Raw genomic sequence first — 19,953 nt, forward strand, 5'->3', positions numbered from 1 at the left:
GAAACCCGGAATCCTAAAAATAAGCCTACTAAACCAGCTCCTATTAATTACGACAAAACGTCCTGATACTCCTCAGAACCAGTCAATACCTTCTTAGCAAAGGGACATAAAGGCAAGATCTTTAAACCATTTTCTCTGGCATAGGCCACACCAGCATTCACTAATTTTTTCCCTACTCCTTTTCCATTCTGCGAAGGATCTACTTGTGTATGATCAATGATAATCTTTGAAGTCCCGGCTTTTGAATAGGTCATCTCTCCTACTTTAAGCCCATCTTCTATAGCTTCAAATATACCTTTAGTCTCAGTTTGTGAATGTTTGATTTCCATAATTTATTTATTGATAATATAACCCAATGCACCTGAAGGGCAATGATCAATTTGTTCGATTAATTCTTCTTTACTAGCATTCAAAGGCTTTATCCATGGTTTATCTTTGGGATGATACACCTTTGAAAGCCTTCTAACGCATTCTCCAGCATGTACGCATTTTGATGGCATCCATAAGATCGTGATATCGGGATGCTCTGTATATTTTTTAGTATCCATGTGAATAGGTTTTAAAAGATAACATTTTATTCTCAAAATTCATTCCAGACATGGATTTACCCTATTATATTTCGCCTCTCAAAGCTCTACTGCGGTGAAATTTCTTAAAATTGGATTAAATACTAGTATACAAGATCTAGGGCGCAAAGGGGCTAGAAAATGGGGCATTGGCTCCTCCGGAGCAATGGATCAATTCTCCCTTCAATCATTGAATGCATTTTTAAACAAACCTGTAGAGAGTGCATGTTTAGAATTTACTTTTCCTGCACCGGAAATCCTATTTGAAGAAGAAGTAACCTTCTGTAATTATGGAGCAGATTTTGGCCCGAGATTAAACGACTCTCCTATTCTAATTGGGAAAATTTACCATACTAAACCAGGAGATACATTAAGGTTTACTCGGCACCAATCAGGAATGTGGAGTTATCTGGGTTTTGCAGGGAGTGTAGAGTCAGAACGATGGCTGGGAAGCTATTCGCAAAATGAAAAATTAGTCCATCCTTCGTTACCGAAAATTCTAAAAATAAAAGCAGAGTATTTTAATAGATCGGGAATACTTCCACCTTTAAAAAGTAGAGAAAAAATTCGCTTTGTACCCGGAAAGTACTGTACAAATATTCCAAATGAAACCTTTACCATAGATGCCTCTAGCAATAGAATGGGATATAGACTTAAAGGACCTGCACTTACTGGGTACAAGGAACAAATCTCTTTCCCGGTGGAGAGAGGATGTATACAGTTGCTACCTGATGGACAATTAGTAGTTTTGATGTCAGAATCGCAAACCACCGGCGGATACCCGCTATGGGGATGGGTGGTGGATATAGATGCATTAAGTCAATTAAAGCCAGGGCAATCTTTCTTTTGGGAAAAGATTTCTGCAGAAGAAGCCTGGGAGATTAACCAGAAAAAGAAGGAATTCTTTCAAAAATTGGCATGGAAATAGAGATCAATTGTGACATGGGAGAAAGAGCAGAGACCCAACTGGATTTAGAACTCATGCCCTATGTAGACGCCGTCAATATATCCTGTGGATACCATGCAGGAAGTTTGGACATTTTACGTACCACCATAAAAAATGCCCAGATACATGGATTGAAAATCGGAGCGCATCCGGGATTCAAAGACCCTGAGCACTTCGGCAGAAGGAAAATCTTCCTATCCAAAAAGGAAATCTATACCTTGGTTAGAGAACAATTGGAAATTTTCTCCAATGAATGCGGAAATTTTTCCCATGTAAAACCCCATGGAGCATTGTATAACATGTCTGCAGATATGGAAGATTATGCGGAAGCTATTGCAAAAGCGGTGTTAGACCATAACCCTGATCTAGAACTTTACGGACTAGCAAATTCGATTAGCATCAAAAAAGCTGAAGAACTAGGATTAAAAACATGTTCTGAAGGTTTTGCAGACCGTGCTTATCTTCAAAATGGATTATTAGCTCCAAGAGAAAGGGAAGGTTCAGTACTAACTGACCGCCAAAGAATTGAAATACAATTCAAAGCCTTTTTAGAAGGATCAGCACTACCGGATATAAACGAAAAGCCCGGACCTATCATCCGGGCTTCCACCTTATGCGTGCACAGCGATTCTCCTCATGCCTTGAAAACCGCCCAATGGCTTAACGAATTAATTCTCCGCTCAAGGTCAGGAGATTCAATTTAGAAATTCTTAGGTTATACTCTGCCGTTACTAAGCGGTTCATAATGGTGGTATAACGCGTTTGCGCATCATTAATCTCTAAGATGGTACTAGCACCTAGCTTGAACTTCTCAGCAGATATCTCAAGGTTTTCCTGCGCAGTAGCTATGTTCTGCTGCTCCAGTTCTAATAGCCTTTTCTGTGTTTCATACTGATAAAATGCGGCAGTAATCTGATTTTCCAGATTATTCATCCACTCGTCTTTCTGAAGTTTTATAATATCCGCATTAATCTTTGTGGCTTCTATATTCCTTTTGATCACCTTTCCATCAAATATCCTCCAGGAAGCGGTCAAACCGGTAGACAAACCGGTACTTTGGCTATTGCTGATTAAACCGGCATTGTTATAGTTGAAATTATATCCAAAGCTGGAATTCAAAATGATGGTAGGTTTCAAAAATCCTTTGGCTTCCTTTTGTTCCATTTGATTAATCTCCTCTTGTTTTCTTAAGGCTAAGAACTCAGGATTTATGCTCTTTGCCTGATCTTTCAAGTAATTCAAGTCAAACAGTTGGTAATCATCCGTCCTATCTTCCACTTTGAAATCAGCATCGGGATCTCTTCCAAGTAATCTATTCAAGGCAATCTTTGCATTACGCAACTGTATAGACACATTGGTTTGGTCTGTCAATTGAGTGGTCAAATCAGCTTTGGACTGTAAGAAATCCAATTTAGAACCTCTACCTATCTGCCATCTTTCTTCTGTCAATTTTTGACGCTCTTCGTAGTAATGTATGATCTGATTGATATACCCAAGGGTACTCTGCAATCGCTGAATATTGTAATACGCTTCCATCACATCACTGATGGTAGACTGTAAGACTGCTTGCCTTTGAATTTCCGACAGTTGGCCTAAGCTCTTTAACCTTTCAAAGGTAGCTTGCATTCTGCCTCCGTTATACAAGGTATACTGTAGAGCCAAAGAAGTGTTTGGAGAGACAGAAGTACCAAAACGGTTGATCACCCGACCGTCAATGAAGTTCTGATTTACTTGGTTAAAAGTAGAATTGATAGAGGTGTTCCAATCTAAAGTGGGCGTCATCCCTGCATTTCCCTTAAAAATGCGGTTATTGACCAAATCTACTTGCTTTTGGGCTACCTGAACTCCATAATTATTCTCCAACGCAATACTTACGGCATCATCAAGGCGTAAGGTATCTTGGGCATGAGACAATAAATTAACACACAGGCATAAAGCCGTAATAAATGTACTTTTCATAAAAGTCTTAAGCTTCTGCCATTTCATCTATGGCCTTCATTCTTTCAAAATTCTTTTCCTTACTCCAGTAGATATACATAGCAGGAATGACATATAGAGTAAGTATCAATGACACTACTAGACCTCCGATAACCACGATACCCATAGATCTTCTACTGGTACCTGCAGCTCCTAAAGCAGCGGCAATGGGTAAAGCACCAAAGGCCGTAGCTAAAGTAGTCATCAAAATGGGACGTAAACGCAATACTGCAGCTTCCAGAGCAGCCTCAGCTTTTGATAGTCCCCTTTCACGCAATTGATTGGCAAATTCCACAATCAAAATGCCGTTTTTGGTTACCAAACCTATCAACATGATCATACCAATTTGGCTAAAGATATTTATGGTCTGATCAAATAACCAAAGAGACAATACTGCGCCAGCGATAGCTAAAGGTACAGTACACATGATGATCAATGGATCCACGAAACTTTCAAACTGAGCCGCCAATATCAGGTACACTAGAATTAAGGCTAAACCGAAAGAGAACAAGGTATTTGAAGAACTCTCTGCAAAGTCTCTTGAAGATCCGGTTAAGGCCGTACGTACTTCCGGATCATTTAACTCATCACGTATAGCATCCATAGCTTTAATACCGTCTGAAATGGTCTTTCCAGGAGCTAGTCCCGCCGTTACAGTAGCAGACATATATCTATCATAGTGATACAACTGCGGAGGGCTACTGTTTTCCACTACCGTTACAATATTATCCATTTGAATGAGTTCACCGGCAGAGTTCTTCACGTGCATGCTTTTCAAATCCAAAGGAGCATTTCTATCCTCTTTCTCAAACTGACCAATCACCTGATACTGCCTACCGTTCATGGTGAAGTAACTAAAGCGCTGACCGGCAAAGGCCAGGTTCATGGTTTGAGCCACATCTGCAACTGCCACTCCTAAGCTCTTCGCCTTTTCACGATCAATATGTACAGATAATTCAGGTTTAGTGAACTTCAAATCCACAGTTGAGATAGGGAATGTAGGGTCATTCTCTACTTTTTCCATGAATTTAGGTAGATATTCCCTCATCTTCTCTAAGTCAGGGGTTTGAATTACATATCCTACAGGAAGCCCTCCCCTTCTATTCACAGAGATGGTTTGCTGCTGGTTAATAAATGTCCTACCTACTGTAAATTTCTTTGTCAAATTAGTTAGGTAGTTCGCTATTTCATCTTGCGACTTGGTTCTCTCGTGCTTCTCAGTCAGCATAATCCTTCCGAAACCTGTATTTGCACCACCACTTCCTCCAAAACCCGGAGAGGTTATAGCCATGATACCCCTGATTTCCGGAACGGAGTCTCTCATCACTTGTGTAACTTCACTAATGAAAGAGTCCATAGCTTCATAGGAGAAGCCTTCTGGCCCTAGAAAGTTGAGGGACAAACTACTCCTGTCATCCAATGGGGCCAATTCATTATTCAGTTTAGAACCAAAGAAAAATAATAAAGCTAGAACGACAACCATGATAGGAGCTACTATCCATTTCTTATGTAAGAAATTAGACAAACTGCTTCTGTAGGAAGTCTCCATCTTCTCAAAATATGGTTCAGTGGCTTCGTAGAAGCGTGTTCTCTTGATTTCTTTCCTATTCAGATAGGCATTCAGCATAGGCGTTAATGTCAGTGACACAAATGCTGAGATCAATACAGCACTAGCTAGCACTACACCAAACTCCATGAATAGCTTTCCTACGAAACCTTCCATAAAGATTACCGGTAGGAAAACAGCTGCAAGCGTGATGGAAGTGGAGATAACCGCGAATATGATCTCATTTGAACCTTTGATAGAGGCCTCTATAGGGTTCATACCTTCCTCAATCTTCTTATAGATGTTTTCTGTAACCACAATACCGTCATCTACCACAAGACCCGTAGCGAGCACGATAGCCAATAAGGTCAAAACGTTTACTGAGAAACCCAGTAAAAACATAATAAAGAAGGTACCTACTAAAGACACCGGGATATCAATAAGAGGGCGGAAAGCCACAATCCAGTCACGGAAGAATAGGAATATAATAATCACCACCAGTACTATGGCGATCAGAATGGTCTCAGCCACCTCAGTTACGGATTGCTTGATGAAGGTGGTGGTATCAAAGATTACTCCCATGCTGATGTCATCCGGAAGTGTCTTTTCTATCTCTGCCTTTCTCTTGTAAGCTTCTTCTGCTATATCCAGGTAATTTGCACCAGGCTGAGGTTGGATAGCAATACCATTCATAGGTACTCCATTCAAGCGCATGCTAGTTTCCAGGTTTTCCGGACCTAATTCAGCATAGCCTATATCTCTCAGACGTACGTTTGTCTCACCCACGTTCCGTACAATCATGTTGTTAAAGTCCTCAACAGATTGGAATCTACCTATAGTCTTTACTACTAATTCTGTAGCTGCCCCTTGTAATTTACCGGAAGGAAGTTCTACGTTTTCTCTCTCTAACGCGGATCTAACATCCTGAGTGGTAACTCCAAATGCTGCCATTTTATTAGGATTCATCCATATACGCATGGCGTATCTCTTCATCCCCCAAATACGGATCTCACTTACTCCTTCTATGGTTTCTAGTCGGGGAGCCACCGTATTCTCCGCAAAATCTGACATTTCCAGAATATTTCTCTTATCACTTTGGATATAGAAAGCTAAGATGGCATCAGAGTTAGCATCTGCTTTACGAACTATGGGCACCCCGTCTAAGTCGCGCGGCAACTGCCCCACTGCAGAGTTCACTTTATCACGAACGTCATTTGTGGCTTTCTCCATGTCCATCCCCAGGTTAAATTCCACGGTGATGTTAGAGCGACCCTGGTTAGAGGAAGAGGAAACGCTTCGGATACCTTCTACACTATTCAGAGCCTTTTCCAGTGGCTCGGTGATTTGAGACTCGATAATGTCCGCATTTGCTCCCGGATAGGAAGCACTAACGTTTACTATAGGCGGATCCACGGATGGGAACTCCCGTACTCCTAAGAAATTATATCCAATAATCCCAAAGAGCATGATGAGGAGGTTCATCACAATGGCTAAGACCGGCCTTTTGATTGAAAGGGTTGAAATTGACATGGCTTAATTAGAACTTACGGGATCTCCTTCTTTTAAAGTAATTAATCCACTTGTGATAACAGAATCTCCAATTGCTAGTCCTTTTAAGACTTCCACTTTGCTTACATCCCGGAATCCGGTTTGAACCTTAACAAGTTTGGCTTTGCCATCCTTCTTCAAATATACCTGCATACCATCCACCACAGGAATAACTGCTTCAGATGGCACCATGATGGTTTTGGTCTTCTTAATCTCCACCGCTACATTAACAAACATCCCCGGCACTAAATCTCCGTTTTGATTCGGGGAGATGGCTCTAACCTTCAAAGACCGGTTTACATCTATGGAAGGATCTATGGCGATCACCGTAGCCGGACGGAATTCCGGTGATCCATCCGTTTTAAATTGGATAGTGCTTCCCACCTTGATATCATTAATGTAACGCTCCGGAGTAGTAAAGTCAATCTTTATGGGACTGTACTGAGTCAAGGTAGTAATCACATTTGAAGGGGTTACATATGCCCCCAGTGAAATATTTTTAAGACTGATTTTCCCCGTAAACGGCGCTCTAATCTCAGTTTTTGCTAATTGAACCTTCAAAAGATCCTTGTCGGCCTTCAAGGTTTGGACCTTATTTAAGGAGATTTCATACTCTTCTTTGGAGATAGCATTGATATCCAAAAGTTTACGATGACGGGCTTCAGTCTGAGCGGCTAATTGTTCTTCTAACTCAATCTTTTTTAATTGTGCCAAAATGTCATCGTCCTTAATCTTAGCAATGAGATATCCCTTTGGAACCACCGTACCTTCCGGAATGGACAGACGGGTGATGAGACCTGAAATTTCACTCCTGATTTCAACGTGGTCATTTGCCACAGTGGAACCTGAAGCTGAAATGGTTGAGGCATTTTCTTCGTAGTCTACCACATATAAATTCAACTTCGCTCCCCCTCCTTTTCTAGGTCCTCCTCCGCCACCGGCAGGTGCAGCTGAGTCACCCGAAAAAAAGAGCATTTTACCTACTATAAGAGCTAGAATTAACAGCCCCGCAATAATTAATGGTCTCATATCAAATTTTAAGGTTCCAAAAACAATACTTAATTTGCTAAAATAAAATAAATGTCTAGAAATACTATAGGTACGTGGATAACACTTTATTATTCATAGACAAAATTTAAGATTTTGTATTTTTATAAAAAAACTAAAGCTTGAAGCGTTTTTCTTCTCCCTTTATCGCTGCCACCTTTATGATGGCTACTTCAGCTATTGGCCCCGGTTTTTTGACTCAAACTACCGTTTTTACCCAACAATTACTGTATAATTTCGGATTTGTCATCCTGCTTTCCCTCGTAATAGACATTATTACGCAAGTCAGCATATGGCAAGCTCTCTCCTATTCCAATTCCTCTGTTCAAAAGCTTGCCCACAGAATCCATCCTGTCCTCAGCTGGGTATTTTGTGTTGCCATAGCCACAGGAGGGCTGGTTTTTAATATTGGCAACCTTGCCGGTGCAGGATTAGGACTTAATGCACTTTTAGCTTTACCCACCCCTATAGGAGTCATCCTCTCAGCGCTCATTGCCATCATTCTATTTCTAAGCAAAAGTCAATTAAAGTGGCTGGATTATACCGTAAAAATTTTGGGAGTCCTAATGATATTAATGCTTATGGGCATGGTATTTATGACCCAGAATGACTTTGGCAAAATATTAAAGTTCACATTACTACCAGAAGAAATCAATATAAAGGCGACACTAACCCTAGTAGGAGGTACTGTAGGCGGCTATATTACCTTTGCCGGAGCACAAAGATTATTGGACAGTGGTATAGTTGGACCACAATATCAATCGCAAGTTAAACAAAGCGCCTACAGAGGAATCCTATTAACTGGAACGTTCAGGTTTCTATTATATTGGGTTATACTCTACATAGTAATTCAAGGTGGGCACTTGAATCCCGACAATCCAACCGCTTCAGTATTTGAAAGTTATTTTGGAAGTTGGGGAAACAAGGCCTTTGGACTCATGATCTTTTCCGCTGCCTTAACTTCTGTTATAGGAGCTACTTATACCTCCATATCCTTCTTGAAAGATTTAAATCAGGCCTTCACTTCTAAATGGACTCCAGCTTTATTTGTGATCCCGTCTTTACTGATTTATTTGTGGCTGGGAAAACCCGTGGTCTTGTTAGTATGGGCAGGTTATATGAACAGTTTTATCCTTCCCGTAGGCTTAGCAATTGTACTCTTTGCTATTCAGAAATGGAAAATCTTACCCTTATCTAAAGTTTGGCTGTTCTTAGCTTGGTTAACCGTAATGATTTTATTAGGTTTTGGGATATATTCCTTTTTGTAAACTATAAAAATCTCACAAAATTCCTTTAGTTTTGCAAAAAAAAGACAAAACGCTATGTTCGGATACGAATTTCCTACTTGGTTACCCATTCTTTTCTTTGTAGTACTTCTAATTAGCTCCTATATCGTGGGCAAATGGTTAGTAAAGAACGACCGAAAATATAAATCATAATGCGAGACCCTCGGTCAAATGAAATATGGGAATAGTAGCCAGTTTTTTCTCCAAGACTCTGGCTACTATGCTACTTCGCATTCCATTAGAGCAGACCACTACTAATTTCTCCTCCTTCTTCAAATCTTCTATATAATAATTCAATTCGTGAGCCGGGATATTTCTTCCTCCTACATTATAGTTGGAGAATTCTATCTTTTCCCTGACGTCCACAATCTCTGAATCTTTAAAGTCTTTCAGTTCTTCCTTACTTATTTCTTTCATAACAATCCGTTTTCCACAAAGCTGTAATAACCGTTATCCGTAAAGATCAAATGATCCGCTACTTCTATATCCAAATATACGGCAGCCGATTTGATTTTTTGAGTTAATTGGATATCCTGCTTACTAGGATGCAGCTGACCTGAAGGATGATTGTGACACAGCAAGATGGAGGTGCTAAAATTCTCCAAGGCCGCTTTAAAAAGCAATCTAATATCTACCATAGTAGCATTCAAACCTCCTTTACTGATCTGTATAGTTTGCAAAATTTGGAGTTGTCTGTTCAAGCATAACATCCAGAACTCTTCCCTATACAAATCTGAAAGATAAGGCTTAAAATGTTCGTAGGCATCCTGAGCCGTTTTAATCTTGGGCTTCTGTATTCCCTTACGTCTCCTGGCTAGTTCAAATGCAGCCACTAGAGTCACTGCTTTGGTATTACCTATACCCTTAAATTGCACCAAGTCCTGTACATTTAGACGGGCCAAATGCATAAGATCATGATTCACTCTTACTAGGATCTGCTTTCCTATATCTAAAGCAGAATGCTGAACAGTACCTTTTCCTATCAGGATGGACAATAACTCAGCGTTTGACAGTGCGGATACTCCTTTTTGTAATAATTTTTCTCTAGGCTGATCTTCTTCAGCCCAGGATTTTATAGACCTCTTTTTCATATGGATTGGAGGCCAAATAACAAAAAAAGGCCGACAGTTACGTCGACCTTTACTCAATTTCTTTTTTTCAGATTAAGCTGCAAGAGTCTTCACATGCTTAGACAATGAAGATTTCAAGTTAGCAGCTTTATTCTTGTGAATAACGTTCTTACGAGCTAATTTATCCACCATCGAAGATACAGTCTTCAATAAAGCTGAAGCTTCTACTGCGTCAGTTAAACTTCTCAATTTTCTGATAGCAGTTCTTGCGGTTTTATGCTGATAGCGATTTCTTAATCTTTTCGCCTCGTTAGATCTGATTCTTTTAAGAGCTGATTTATGATTTGCCATTTAAATAAACTTTATCCATTTTTTCGAGGTGCAAATATATAAACATATTTTCAAACCAACCAATATTTTTGGAAATTTCCTCAATTAATCCCTGATTTTCCACTTATTATAGGCATACTTAGGTAATTTTGCCCCAAATAAATGTCTCATGAAGAAATACTTTATATTATTACTGATTGCCTTTACTGCCTGTAGAACTTCTGCACCGTATGTAAAAACACCTTCCAACTTATCAACGCATTTAAGTCCGGGAAGTTCGATTTACCCTATGATTTCTATTCACCGTGGAGGTGGAGAGATACCTAATTACCCGGAAAACTGTCTGGAATCCTTCCAACATTTCGCTAAGATGATGCCTAGCATTATCGAATGTGATATTGCCATCTCATTAGACTCGGTACTTTATCTTATGCATGATAATACACTAGAAAGGACTACCACAGGCTCCGGCAAGATCCAGGAAAAATCTTGGGAGTATATTAAGACCCTGCAACTTAAAGATAACTTTGGCACATTAACTCCCTACAAAGTACCTACACTGATGGAAACCCTAAAATGGGGTAAGAACAAAGTTCTGTTTACTTTAGATGTAAAAAGAGGAACACCGTTCAAAAAAGTGATTGATGAAGTGGTTAAGACGAAATCTGAAAATAACAGTATCATCATTACTTATAATGCTACGGATGCAAAAACCGTTTACGACCTACATCCGGGCTTGATGATCTCTGTCACCATAATGAAAGTAGAAGACTATGAAAGGTTAAATGCATTAGGTATACCTGATAAAAACATGGTGGCCTTCATTGGTACGCATGAACCCAAAGCAGAATTAATTGAATTCCTTCATAGTAAAGGCATTCCTACTATCTTAGGAGTATTGGGTAACTTAGATAAAAAAGCAGCAGCTCAAGGAAATAAAGTTTACAAAAATTACATAGATTTGGGTGTGGATATATTATCTACGGATCGTCCTGAGGCGGTCTATAGTGTGATCAAACCCTAAGAAAATGAAAAAACTACTCCTACTTGCTCTACTTTCCTCCTCCTCTACCCTCATGGCTCAAGATGCCTTGAAGAAAAGAGTGATTGCCGAGTCTGATAAAATAGAATCCAAGGTCATTCAGTGGAGACGGGATTTCCATCAACATCCTGAACTAGGTAACCAGGAAGTAAGGACGGCAAAAATCGTTGCTGATCATTTGCGCTCATTGGGTATAGAAGTTCAAGAAAAGGTAGCGTTTACCGGCGTGGTTGGGATATTAAAGGGTGGAAAGCCCGGGCCGGTTGTTGCCCTGCGAGCTGATATGGATGCTTTACCGGTTACAGAAAGAGTAGATGTACCTTTTAAATCTACGGTCAAAGCTATATATAATGAGCAAGAAACAGGTGTAATGCATGCCTGTGGTCATGACTCGCATGTAGCCATATTAATGGGAGTAGCTGAGATCCTAGCAGGAATGAAAAAGGATTTACCTGGAACTGTAAAGTTTATCTTCCAACCGGCTGAAGAAGGAGTACAGGATAAAAGTGTTCCATTTGGGGCAGACGGCATGGTCAAAGCCGGGGTTTTAGAAAATCCAAAAGTGGACGTTATCTTCGGTTTACATATCAACTCTCCCACTCCTGCGGGAATGATCTCCTATAAGCCCGGCCCAACTATGGCTGCAGTAGATGAGATGGAGATAGTAGTAAAAGGGAAGCAAACGCACGGGGCATACCCATGGGATGGTGTAGATCCGGTAGTAACGGCTTCTCAAATTGTAAACGGCCTACAAACCATAGTATCTAGAAATGTAAAGCTAATTGAAGCACCGGCTGTAGTTACGGTGGGAGCCATACATGGGGGAATCAGACATAATATCATCCCTGAATCTGTTAAGATGATAGGTACCATCAGAACGCTTACCCGTGAACAGAGAATATTTGTACATAAGAGAATAGAAGGTATAGTGAAGAATATTGCGGAAGCTAATCAATGTGAGGCTGAAGTTAAGATCATACCGGGATATCCGGTCACCATGAACCACGAAGAACTAACCAGAAAAATGGTACCTACCTTTATTGAAACCGTAGGTAAAGATATGGTTCAAGAGGTTCCTGTGGTTATGGGAGCGGAAGACTTCTCTTACTACCAAGAAAAGGTGCCGGGCCTATTCTTTTTCTTAGGTGGACGTGATCCTAAAACTCCTATAGAGAAGGCCGCACCACACCATACCCCTGATTTTTATCTTGATGAATCAGGATTCAAAAATGGAGTTAGAACATTTTGTAATCTAGTTTTAAATTACGCAGAATTACATGGCCGCTGAGCTGATAGAAATAGTCCCGGGAAACCCCGATATGCGAAAAATTAAACAGGTTGTAGAATGTTTAATGGATGGGGGTATTATCATATATCCTACGGATACGGTGTATTCCATGGGCTGTAATTCTTATCACAATAAGGCGGTTGAAAAACTATGCAAGATCAAAGGGATCAAACCCAATCAGAACAAATTCTCCATAGTTTGTCATGATCTTAGTGATATTGCTACCTATGCGAAGGTCTCTAACGAGGCCTTTCGCACTATGAAGCAGTACTTACCTGGCCCTTACACCTTTATATTACCTTCAACGAACGAATTACCCAAGCTGCTACAAACCAGTAGAAAGACCATTGGAATCAGGGTTCCTGACCACATGATCCCTCAAACTTTAATCAAAGAATTAGGGCGACCTATCATTACCACTTCTGTTAAGTACGATGATATACGCGAATACCCGAATGAGATAGAAGTGATCTATGAAGAAAACATGTACTTAGCAGACATCATTATAGATGGTGGATGGTGTGGAATTGTCCCGTCTACTATAGTAGACTGCACGGATCCGGACCATTTCGAAGTGATCAGAGAGGGACTAGGCGAGTTCCAGTAAGTCTTTGCACAGAGACTTCTTCGAGTGAAAATCATCTTCATCTAAACTACTCAAAGTCAGAGGTAGTAGAAAAATCCAAATTAAAGCATATATTTTTTTCGCTAACCCAAAAAAATTTGGGCAGTTTCAAATATTACCAAATTTTAACCTATCATAGTTAAAATTAAACAATTAGTTAATAAGCGAATTTGTAGTTTTACTGATTTTTTCTAATATTTTTTAAAGATTTTACTCATAATCGCTAATTGCATATTGCAATATTGAAGACTCTTTAGCAATTTTGTACATTAACCAATTTAAACATAAACTTTTTATGATCAAAAGGATTACGTTACTTTTTGTAATGGTGATCATAGGTCTGAATTTGGCCTATGCACAAACAGAAGTAAGCGGGGTGGTGAAAGCCGCCGACGATGGGCTGGGAGTTCCCGGCGTAAGTGTTATGGTCAAAGGTAGCACCAATGGTGTGTCTACTGATGCCTCAGGTAACTATGTTATCCGTAACGTTCCATCTGGAGCTACTCTTGTCTTCAAGGCAGTTGGTTTTGAGAGTCAGGAAGTAGCTGTTAACGGAAAAACGACGGTTAACGTAACTCTAAAATCCGATGAAAGGATGCTAGAGGAGGTACTTGTAATCGGTTACGGTACTATTTCTGCTGACAAGCACGTAGGTGCTTCTGCTCAGATCGGTGCTGATAAGATTGCCTTACGTCCTACAGCTAACGCCTTGAATGCGGTTATCGGTGCTGCACCGGGTATACAAGCCACTAGTGCAGGTGGTGCTCCAGGATCTGCTCCGAGCATTCGAGTAAGAGGTTTTGGTTCCATCAACGCTTCAAATGATGCCTTGTATGTAGTGGACGGCGTTCCTTACGATGCGGGTTCTTCAAACATCAACCCTGATGACATCGAAACCATCAGCGTTTTGAAAGATGCTTCTACCACTGCCATTTATGGTTCAAGAGGAGCAAACGGTGTGGTAATGATTACTACCAAGAAAGGTAAGACAGGAAAACAAAACTTCAATTTCCATGCGTCTGCTGGGGTGATTGCAAGAGGTCTTCCTGAGTATGACCTTGTAAATGCTGAAGAGTATTATCCTTTACAGTGGGAAGCTTACCGTAACGCTTTAGCGTATGGTCAAAAGATCCCTATGAACATTGCTAACCAAATTGCATCTGGTCAATTAGACTCATACAATGGTTCTAGCTACAAGGGTATCTACAGCATGTTAAACTACAACCCGTTCAATGTGCCTAACAACCAAATCGTAGGTGTTGACGGAAAATTGAACCCAGCTGCTAAACTTCTTTATCCAGAAGATTTGGATTGGGCTAGCGCGGTAGAAAACGGTGGCAAGAGTAGACAAAACTACAATCTAAGCTACGATGGTGGTACTAACAAAAACAACTACTACGCATCTCTTGGTTACACGAAAGAAGAAGGTTTTATTCAAAAATCTAGCTTAGAGAGATGGACAGGTAGATTAAGAGCTGAATCTCAAGTTACTAAGTTCTTAAAATTAGGAGCTAACTTAAGCGGTACTTATAGATTAGGAAGCGGGCCTTCTTCTTTCTCCGGCTCTTCTTATATCAACCCATTCTTCTACACTCGTTTTGCTGGTCCTATCTTCCCTATCCACTTACATAATGCTGATGGTACTTATGCACTGGATGGAAACGGTAATAAACAATATGACCGTGGTGACTTACGTCCTTTCTCTGGTGGACGTCATAGCATTTGGGAAAATGAATTAGATGAAACTTTGGTTACACGTAGTGCAATAGGTGGTAGAACTTTTGCTACCATCAATATCTTAAAAGATTTGAAATTCACTACTAACTTATCAATGGACTACGAAACCATCAATACTCGCGAATTTGATAACGCAGTATTAGGTGACGGCGCTCCTTCTGGTAGAGCTTACAATCAATTTGACGGAACTCGTTCCATTACTTGGAACCAGTTACTAGAATACGAGAAAAATGTTGGTAAAAACAACTTCAACTTCCTATTAGGTCACGAAGCTTATCAATATAAGTATAACTACCTAAGAGGTGGACGTTCAGGTCAAGTAGTTGACGGTGTAATTGAATTAGTTAACTTCTCTGAAGTACTTTCATTGAGTGCATATGAGGACAACTACAGAATTGAATCTTATTTCTCACGTTTGAACTGGGATCATGATGGTAAGTATATGGGATCCGTATCCTTCCGTCGTGATGGTAACTCTCGTTTTGCTCCAGATGTTCGTTGGGCTAACTTCTGGTCACTAGGTGGTGCTTGGAACATTAAGAAAGAAAGCTTCTTCAATGCTCCTGATATTGATATCTTGAAACTTCGTGCTAGCTACGGTCAAGTAGGTAATGATGCCGGTGTAGGTTACTATCCTTACCATGCGCTTTATCAATTGGGCTACAACAATAACGGTGTACCTGGTTTCTTACAGCAAAACATTCCTAACCCTGAGTTAACTTGGGAAACCGGTAAAAACTTCGATATCGGTGTGGACTTCGGTTTCTTCAACAAGAGACTTACAGGATCATTGGAATACTTCAATAGAGTAACTGACGGTTTGATCTTTGGTGTACCTGTTCCATTCCAAAACGGTGGTTTAACCGGATCTGGTGGATTTAGCATCAACAAAAACATCGGTAGTCTATATAACAGAGGTATTGAATTATCTCTAAACGGAAGAGTAGTAAAATCGGGTGACTTCACTTATGATGCAACCCTTAACTTGACTTCCTTCAAAAACCAAATCACTAAGATGCCAGATGATCAACCATTAATCATCAATGGTACTAAAGCATATGAAGTAGGACGTTCAATTTATGACTTCTACTTGAGAGAATATGCGGGTGTAGATGCAGAATCTGGTCAAGCACTTTATAAAACTAACCAAATCACTGCTAACACAAAGATTGTAAACGGAGATACTTTAACTACAGTTATTGGTGAAGCTAACTATAGATTCTCTGGTGAATCATCTATTCCTAAGTTCTACGGATCATTGAACAACAACTTCCGTTACAAAGGATTCTCTTTGGGCGTATTGTTCACTTTCCAAGTGGGTGGTAAAGTTTATGACTCTGTTTACGGATCGTTGATGCACTCTGGAACTTACGGTAACTCTATGCACAAAGACATCTTAGGTCGTTGGACAGAAGAGAATAAAAACTCTAACATCCCTCGTTTGGATAACGCTAGAACAGCTGACTTTGGTGGAGGTTCTACTCGTTGGTTAACTTCTGCTTCTTATTTCCAGTTGAACAACATCACTCTAGGATATGACATTCCGGCTAGCTGGGCGAAAGCCATCCAAGCTAAGAATGCTCAGATCTACGTTACGGGTGAAAACCTATACTTGGGTTCTGCTAGAAGAGGTATGAACGTTACAGGTAGCTTTAACGGAACCGTGGATAACAGTTATAACTTTAACAAAGTTTACACTGCAGGTATCAAGGTTGGTTTTTAATTCTTAAGGAACACAGACATCATGAAATTAAAAGTATTAGCAATATCCCTAATTGCCGCAGGAATGTTCAGCTCTTGTAAGCAAGAGTTCTTAGAAACAAAACCGACGGACAAAACTTCCACAGCGGATGCTTTCGCTACCACCAAGAATGCTTGGGCGGCAGTGAACGGTATGCACCGTTATATGTGGTCTCAGATCTACGGCCAACAGTCGCAAGGTGGTTACGCAGGTAATATGTTGAAAGTCGATATCTACGGAGAGGACTTAGTATTCCCTAACACCGCAAGTAGCTGGTTAAGAAGCGAGTATCAGTGGTTAAGCAACAATAACCCTTCTCACTATGCTAACCTATATCACTGGGGCTTCCACTATGCATTGATCGGTAACGCGAACATGATCATCGCGAACATTGACAATGCAGTGGGTGAACAAAAAGATAAGGATGCTATCAAAGCTGAAGCTTTGACATACCGTGCCTTCTCTTACTTCCAGTTGGTACAATTGTTCGGTAAGCGTTATGTTGCTGGTCAACCTAACTCTGACCTAGGTGTTTCTCTAATCCTTACTCCTTCTACGACTCCTGCTCCTAGAAGCACTGTAGCAGAGGTGTACGCTCAAATCGATGCAGATATCAACGAAGCTATCGCTTTGTTTAACTCATCTGGATTCAAGAGAAATGCAAAATCGCACTTCGATATTAACGTAGCTCAAGGTATTAAAGCTAGAGTTGCCTTAACGAAACAAGATTGGGCTACAGCTGTTGAAGCTGCTCGCGCTGCTCGTGCAGGATATCCTTTAATGAGCTCTGCAGATTACGTGAAAGGTTTCAATAACTACGAGAATAACGAGTGGATGTGGGGTTCTAGAATCATCACTGCTGAGACGAACTATTTCTACTCGTATTTTGCTTACATTTCTCATAATTTCAACTCTACTGTAATCAGAACAAACCCTAAATTGATCTTCTCTAAACTGTACGATAAAATATCAGCTACAGATATTAGAAAGACTTTGTTCGATCCTACAGGAACTGCATGGACTATGCCGTCAAGCTCTTACCAAAGATTCCCGTACATGCACAAGAAGTTCTTAGTTAACGATCCTGCAAACTCAGTAGGTGATATTCCTTACATGCGTGCAGCGGAAATGTACTTGATCGAAGCTGAAGCTCTTGCCGCACAAGGAAAAGATGCAGAAGCAGCTGAAGTATTGTATAACCTAGTGATCACTCGTGATCCAGCTTATACCAAATCTACTAAAACAGGCGCAGAACTATTGGATGAGATCCTAACTCAAAGAAGAATCGAGCTTTGGGGCGAAGGATTCCGTTTCTACGACTTGAAGAGAAGAGGTTTAAAACTGGATAGAACAGGTGGTAACCATAATGCAACTTATACTAACGGCTTAATGACTGTTGAGCCAGATGATAAGAGATGGCAGATGGCTATTCCTGACGAGGAAATCAAGAGAACTAACGGTGTTGTAGTACAGAACCCTCTGTAACTCACGCCTTACAAAAATAGAAGCAACCCTGCCCTCCGGTAGGGTTGCTTTTTTTATACAAAGGCACTAAATCCTGTGATGGATCTACCCACAATCAGTGTATTGATTTCTTTGGTCCCTTCGTAAGAGTATATGGCTTCAGCATCTGCAACGAACCTGGCTACATTATAATCCAGAAGTATACCATTGCCTCCCATTACTTCTCTCGCTCCTCTAACAATGTCCCTGGTCCTAAGTGTACAGAACACCTTAGCTAAGGAGGCATGTTCGTCTTTCAATTTATCTTCATCCTGCAGTTCAGATAAGCGATAAACCAACGTTTGCATAGCCGTCAGATTAGAAATCATCTCTACTAGGTGATTTTGGATCAACTGAAAAGAGGCAATGGGCTTACCAAATTGCTTCCTGGTTTTAGTATATTCCAAAGCATTTTCATAGGCTCCCCGTGCACAGCCTACCGCCATCCATGCTACACCCGCCCTAGTCATTCGTAATACGTTTGCAGTATCTTTAAAGCTGTTTGCATGAGGGAGCCTGTCTTTCTCTTCCACTATGCAATCTTTCAAAGTAATCAGACCATTTTGAACGATACGAAGAGCCATCTTCCCCTTTATCTTTTCCACATGAACACCAGGATTCTCCTTCCTTACTAAAAAACCTTTCACCTCCCCACTATCTACGTCCCTGGCCCAGATGATAATCACATCAGCAAAGGTGGCATTGCCTATCCACTTTTTTTGTCCATTCAATACCCAGCCGTCAGCTGTTTGCTTACAAGTTGTAGTAAGTCCACCGGCAGCTCCGGAACCCACTTCAGGCTCAGTCAAACCGAATGCCCCTATCTTTTCCATTCTATTCATTTTCGGAAGCCATTCCTGTTTCTGTTCCTCTGAACCACATAAATAGATAGAACCCATACTGAGCCCACTTTGTACACCGAAGAAGGTGGCAATGGATGCATCTACCCGAGCCATCTCCATAGCCAGCACTCCTTCCATCATATAAGGTAAATTAGGACATCCATACCCTTCAAATGTAACTCCTGCTAGCCCTAGATCCCCCATTTTAGGAATCAGTTCAAAAGGAAACTCATCCCTTAACCAATATTCATTCACAATAGGCGCTACTTCCGTTTCCATAAATTCCCGAACTTTCAATTGGAGGGCCCTTTGCTCGGCGGTAAGTTTATCACTCAATTCATAGAAATCCGGATTAGGCTCCGGTAAGGGTTTATTCCTCTTGCCACCGGAATTCAGCATCTTCATGAGACCTTGTAGTTGGGCCGCATCCATCTTACTCAATTGCTGCATGGCTCCAGCCAAATCTACTTTCTCATTTAAGGCTTTCAGTTGCTTTAAATCGACTTGCTTCAGCAGGGCAATCACCTGCCTGATGTCTTGGATTATACTCATTTCATAAGGATTTTGCTTAGACAAATTGCGAAATCTCTGGGGCAAATCCTAGGACTTATGCAGATATCCGGAGGTAATTGTAGTGTATTTAAATGGATCCGTATAATAGCCCTATTGCGTTTGAGCAAAAAAGTAGAAACTGTAATAAGAAATTATTTCTAAAGGGATCAGAAAATTATAGCGCAGAATTGTACGATTACAAAAGCCTTGTACGCTTAGAGTACACCATACCATTTGAAAATTTTTCTATTGGTATTAGTGAAATTAGATGGGAGTTCTAATACGGTCTATGAGCCTATTTTATTAA

At 40.5% G+C, this 19,953-nt stretch carries 17 protein-coding genes; 8 read left to right on the forward strand and 9 right to left on the reverse strand.

Annotated elements, in window-relative coordinates; translation table 11 throughout:
* Positions 1–47 precede the first annotated feature (47 nt).
* Together LBYS_RS06075 and LBYS_RS06080 are read right to left on the reverse strand one after the other, a co-directional pair.
* Positions 48–329 carry a GNAT family N-acetyltransferase gene (locus LBYS_RS06075; RefSeq protein ID WP_013407993.1) on the reverse strand — a complete coding sequence of 94 codons (282 nt, stop codon included), beginning with the start codon at positions 327–329 and terminating at the stop codon, positions 48–50.
* A 3-nt stretch (positions 330–332) separates the two neighbouring features.
* The gene (locus LBYS_RS06080) at positions 333–548 is read right to left on the reverse strand and encodes a (4Fe-4S)-binding protein (RefSeq protein WP_013407994.1); all 216 of its coding nucleotides are present in this window, start codon (positions 546–548) and stop codon (positions 333–335) included.
* A 94-nt stretch (positions 549–642) separates the two neighbouring features.
* Between LBYS_RS06080 and LBYS_RS06085 the strand changes: the two genes are divergently transcribed.
* Both LBYS_RS06085 and LBYS_RS06090 read left to right on the forward strand, forming a co-directional pair.
* Positions 643–1,494, forward strand: coding sequence for a 5-oxoprolinase subunit C family protein (locus LBYS_RS06085; RefSeq protein WP_013407995.1), 852 nt, complete (start codon positions 643–645; stop codon positions 1,492–1,494).
* Positions 1,485–2,216, forward strand: coding sequence for a 5-oxoprolinase subunit PxpA (locus LBYS_RS06090; RefSeq protein WP_013407996.1), 732 nt, complete (start codon positions 1,485–1,487; stop codon positions 2,214–2,216). The genes LBYS_RS06085 and LBYS_RS06090 overlap by 10 nt, the downstream gene beginning before the upstream one ends.
* Here the strand turns inward: LBYS_RS06090 and LBYS_RS06095 are convergent.
* Genes LBYS_RS06095 through LBYS_RS06105 form a run of 3 tightly spaced genes read right to left on the reverse strand, consistent with a single transcriptional unit; the run spans position 2,173 to position 7,612 of the window.
* Complete coding sequence (locus tag LBYS_RS06095) at positions 2,173–3,471, reverse strand: TolC family protein (RefSeq protein ID WP_013407997.1); 1,299 nt, start codon at positions 3,469–3,471, stop codon at positions 2,173–2,175. The genes LBYS_RS06090 and LBYS_RS06095 overlap by 44 nt on opposite strands.
* 7 nt (positions 3,472–3,478) lie before the next feature.
* Positions 3,479–6,565 (reverse strand): efflux RND transporter permease subunit, encoded by a 3,087-nt coding sequence (locus LBYS_RS06100; RefSeq protein WP_013407998.1) that lies wholly within the window; start codon positions 6,563–6,565, stop codon positions 3,479–3,481.
* A 3-nt stretch (positions 6,566–6,568) separates the two neighbouring features.
* The gene (locus tag LBYS_RS06105) at positions 6,569–7,612 is read right to left on the reverse strand and encodes an efflux RND transporter periplasmic adaptor subunit (RefSeq protein WP_013407999.1); all 1,044 of its coding nucleotides are present in this window, start codon (positions 7,610–7,612) and stop codon (positions 6,569–6,571) included.
* A 140-nt stretch (positions 7,613–7,752) separates the two neighbouring features.
* Here LBYS_RS06105 and LBYS_RS06110 point away from each other — a divergent pair, with 140 nt between their 5' ends.
* A complete protein-coding gene (locus tag LBYS_RS06110) occupies positions 7,753–8,898 on the forward strand; it encodes an NRAMP family divalent metal transporter (protein WP_013408000.1) in 1,146 nt (381 codons plus the stop codon).
* A gap of 165 nt (positions 8,899–9,063) precedes the next feature.
* Here the strand turns inward: LBYS_RS06110 and LBYS_RS06115 are convergent, their stop codons facing one another.
* The 3 genes from LBYS_RS06115 to rpsT form a co-directional block, all read right to left on the reverse strand.
* Positions 9,064–9,333: a rhodanese-like domain-containing protein gene (locus tag LBYS_RS06115; RefSeq protein WP_013408002.1), complete on the reverse strand. Its 270-nt coding sequence runs from the start codon at positions 9,331–9,333 to the stop codon at positions 9,064–9,066.
* Positions 9,330–10,007 carry a RadC family protein gene (gene radC / locus LBYS_RS06120; protein WP_013408003.1) on the reverse strand — a complete coding sequence of 226 codons (678 nt, stop codon included), beginning with the start codon at positions 10,005–10,007 and terminating at the stop codon, positions 9,330–9,332. The genes LBYS_RS06115 and radC overlap by 4 nt, the downstream gene beginning before the upstream one ends.
* A 72-nt stretch (positions 10,008–10,079) precedes the next feature.
* A complete protein-coding gene (rpsT, locus tag LBYS_RS06125; RefSeq protein ID WP_013408004.1) occupies positions 10,080–10,337 on the reverse strand; it encodes a 30S ribosomal protein S20 in 258 nt (85 codons plus the stop codon).
* Between the two features lie 148 nt (positions 10,338–10,485).
* On the opposite strand from rpsT, the gene LBYS_RS06130 reads away from it, so the two are divergent.
* The 5 genes from LBYS_RS06130 to LBYS_RS06150 all read left to right on the forward strand — a co-directional run bounded on the left by LBYS_RS06130 (position 10,486) and on the right by LBYS_RS06150 (position 18,234).
* The gene (locus tag LBYS_RS06130; protein WP_013408005.1) at positions 10,486–11,340 is read left to right on the forward strand and encodes a glycerophosphodiester phosphodiesterase family protein; all 855 of its coding nucleotides are present in this window, start codon (positions 10,486–10,488) and stop codon (positions 11,338–11,340) included.
* A 4-nt stretch (positions 11,341–11,344) separates the two neighbouring features.
* A complete protein-coding gene (locus LBYS_RS06135) occupies positions 11,345–12,646 on the forward strand; it encodes an amidohydrolase (RefSeq protein ID WP_013408006.1) in 1,302 nt (433 codons plus the stop codon).
* Entirely contained in the window at positions 12,636–13,253 is a 618-nt protein-coding gene (locus LBYS_RS06140) for an L-threonylcarbamoyladenylate synthase (RefSeq protein WP_013408007.1), read from the forward strand. Before LBYS_RS06135 ends, LBYS_RS06140 begins: the two co-directional genes overlap by 11 nt.
* Before the next feature lie 313 nt (positions 13,254–13,566).
* Positions 13,567–16,731 carry a SusC/RagA family TonB-linked outer membrane protein gene (locus tag LBYS_RS06145; RefSeq protein ID WP_013408008.1) on the forward strand — a complete coding sequence of 1,055 codons (3,165 nt, stop codon included), beginning with the start codon at positions 13,567–13,569 and terminating at the stop codon, positions 16,729–16,731.
* Positions 16,732–16,752: 21 nt separating this feature from the next.
* A complete protein-coding gene (locus tag LBYS_RS06150) occupies positions 16,753–18,234 on the forward strand; it encodes a RagB/SusD family nutrient uptake outer membrane protein (RefSeq protein WP_013408009.1) in 1,482 nt (493 codons plus the stop codon).
* Positions 18,235–18,287: 53 nt separating this feature from the next.
* On the opposite strand, the gene LBYS_RS06155 is transcribed toward LBYS_RS06150, so the two are convergent.
* Positions 18,288–19,646, reverse strand: a complete 1,359-nt coding sequence (locus LBYS_RS06155; protein ID WP_013408010.1) for an acyl-CoA dehydrogenase family protein — start codon at positions 19,644–19,646, stop codon at positions 18,288–18,290.
* Positions 19,647–19,953 lie beyond the last annotated feature (307 nt).

The sequence above is a fragment of the Leadbetterella byssophila DSM 17132 genome (genome assembly GCF_000166395.1).
In the GTDB taxonomy this organism is placed as follows: Bacteria; Bacteroidota; Bacteroidia; order Cytophagales; family Spirosomataceae; genus Leadbetterella; species Leadbetterella byssophila.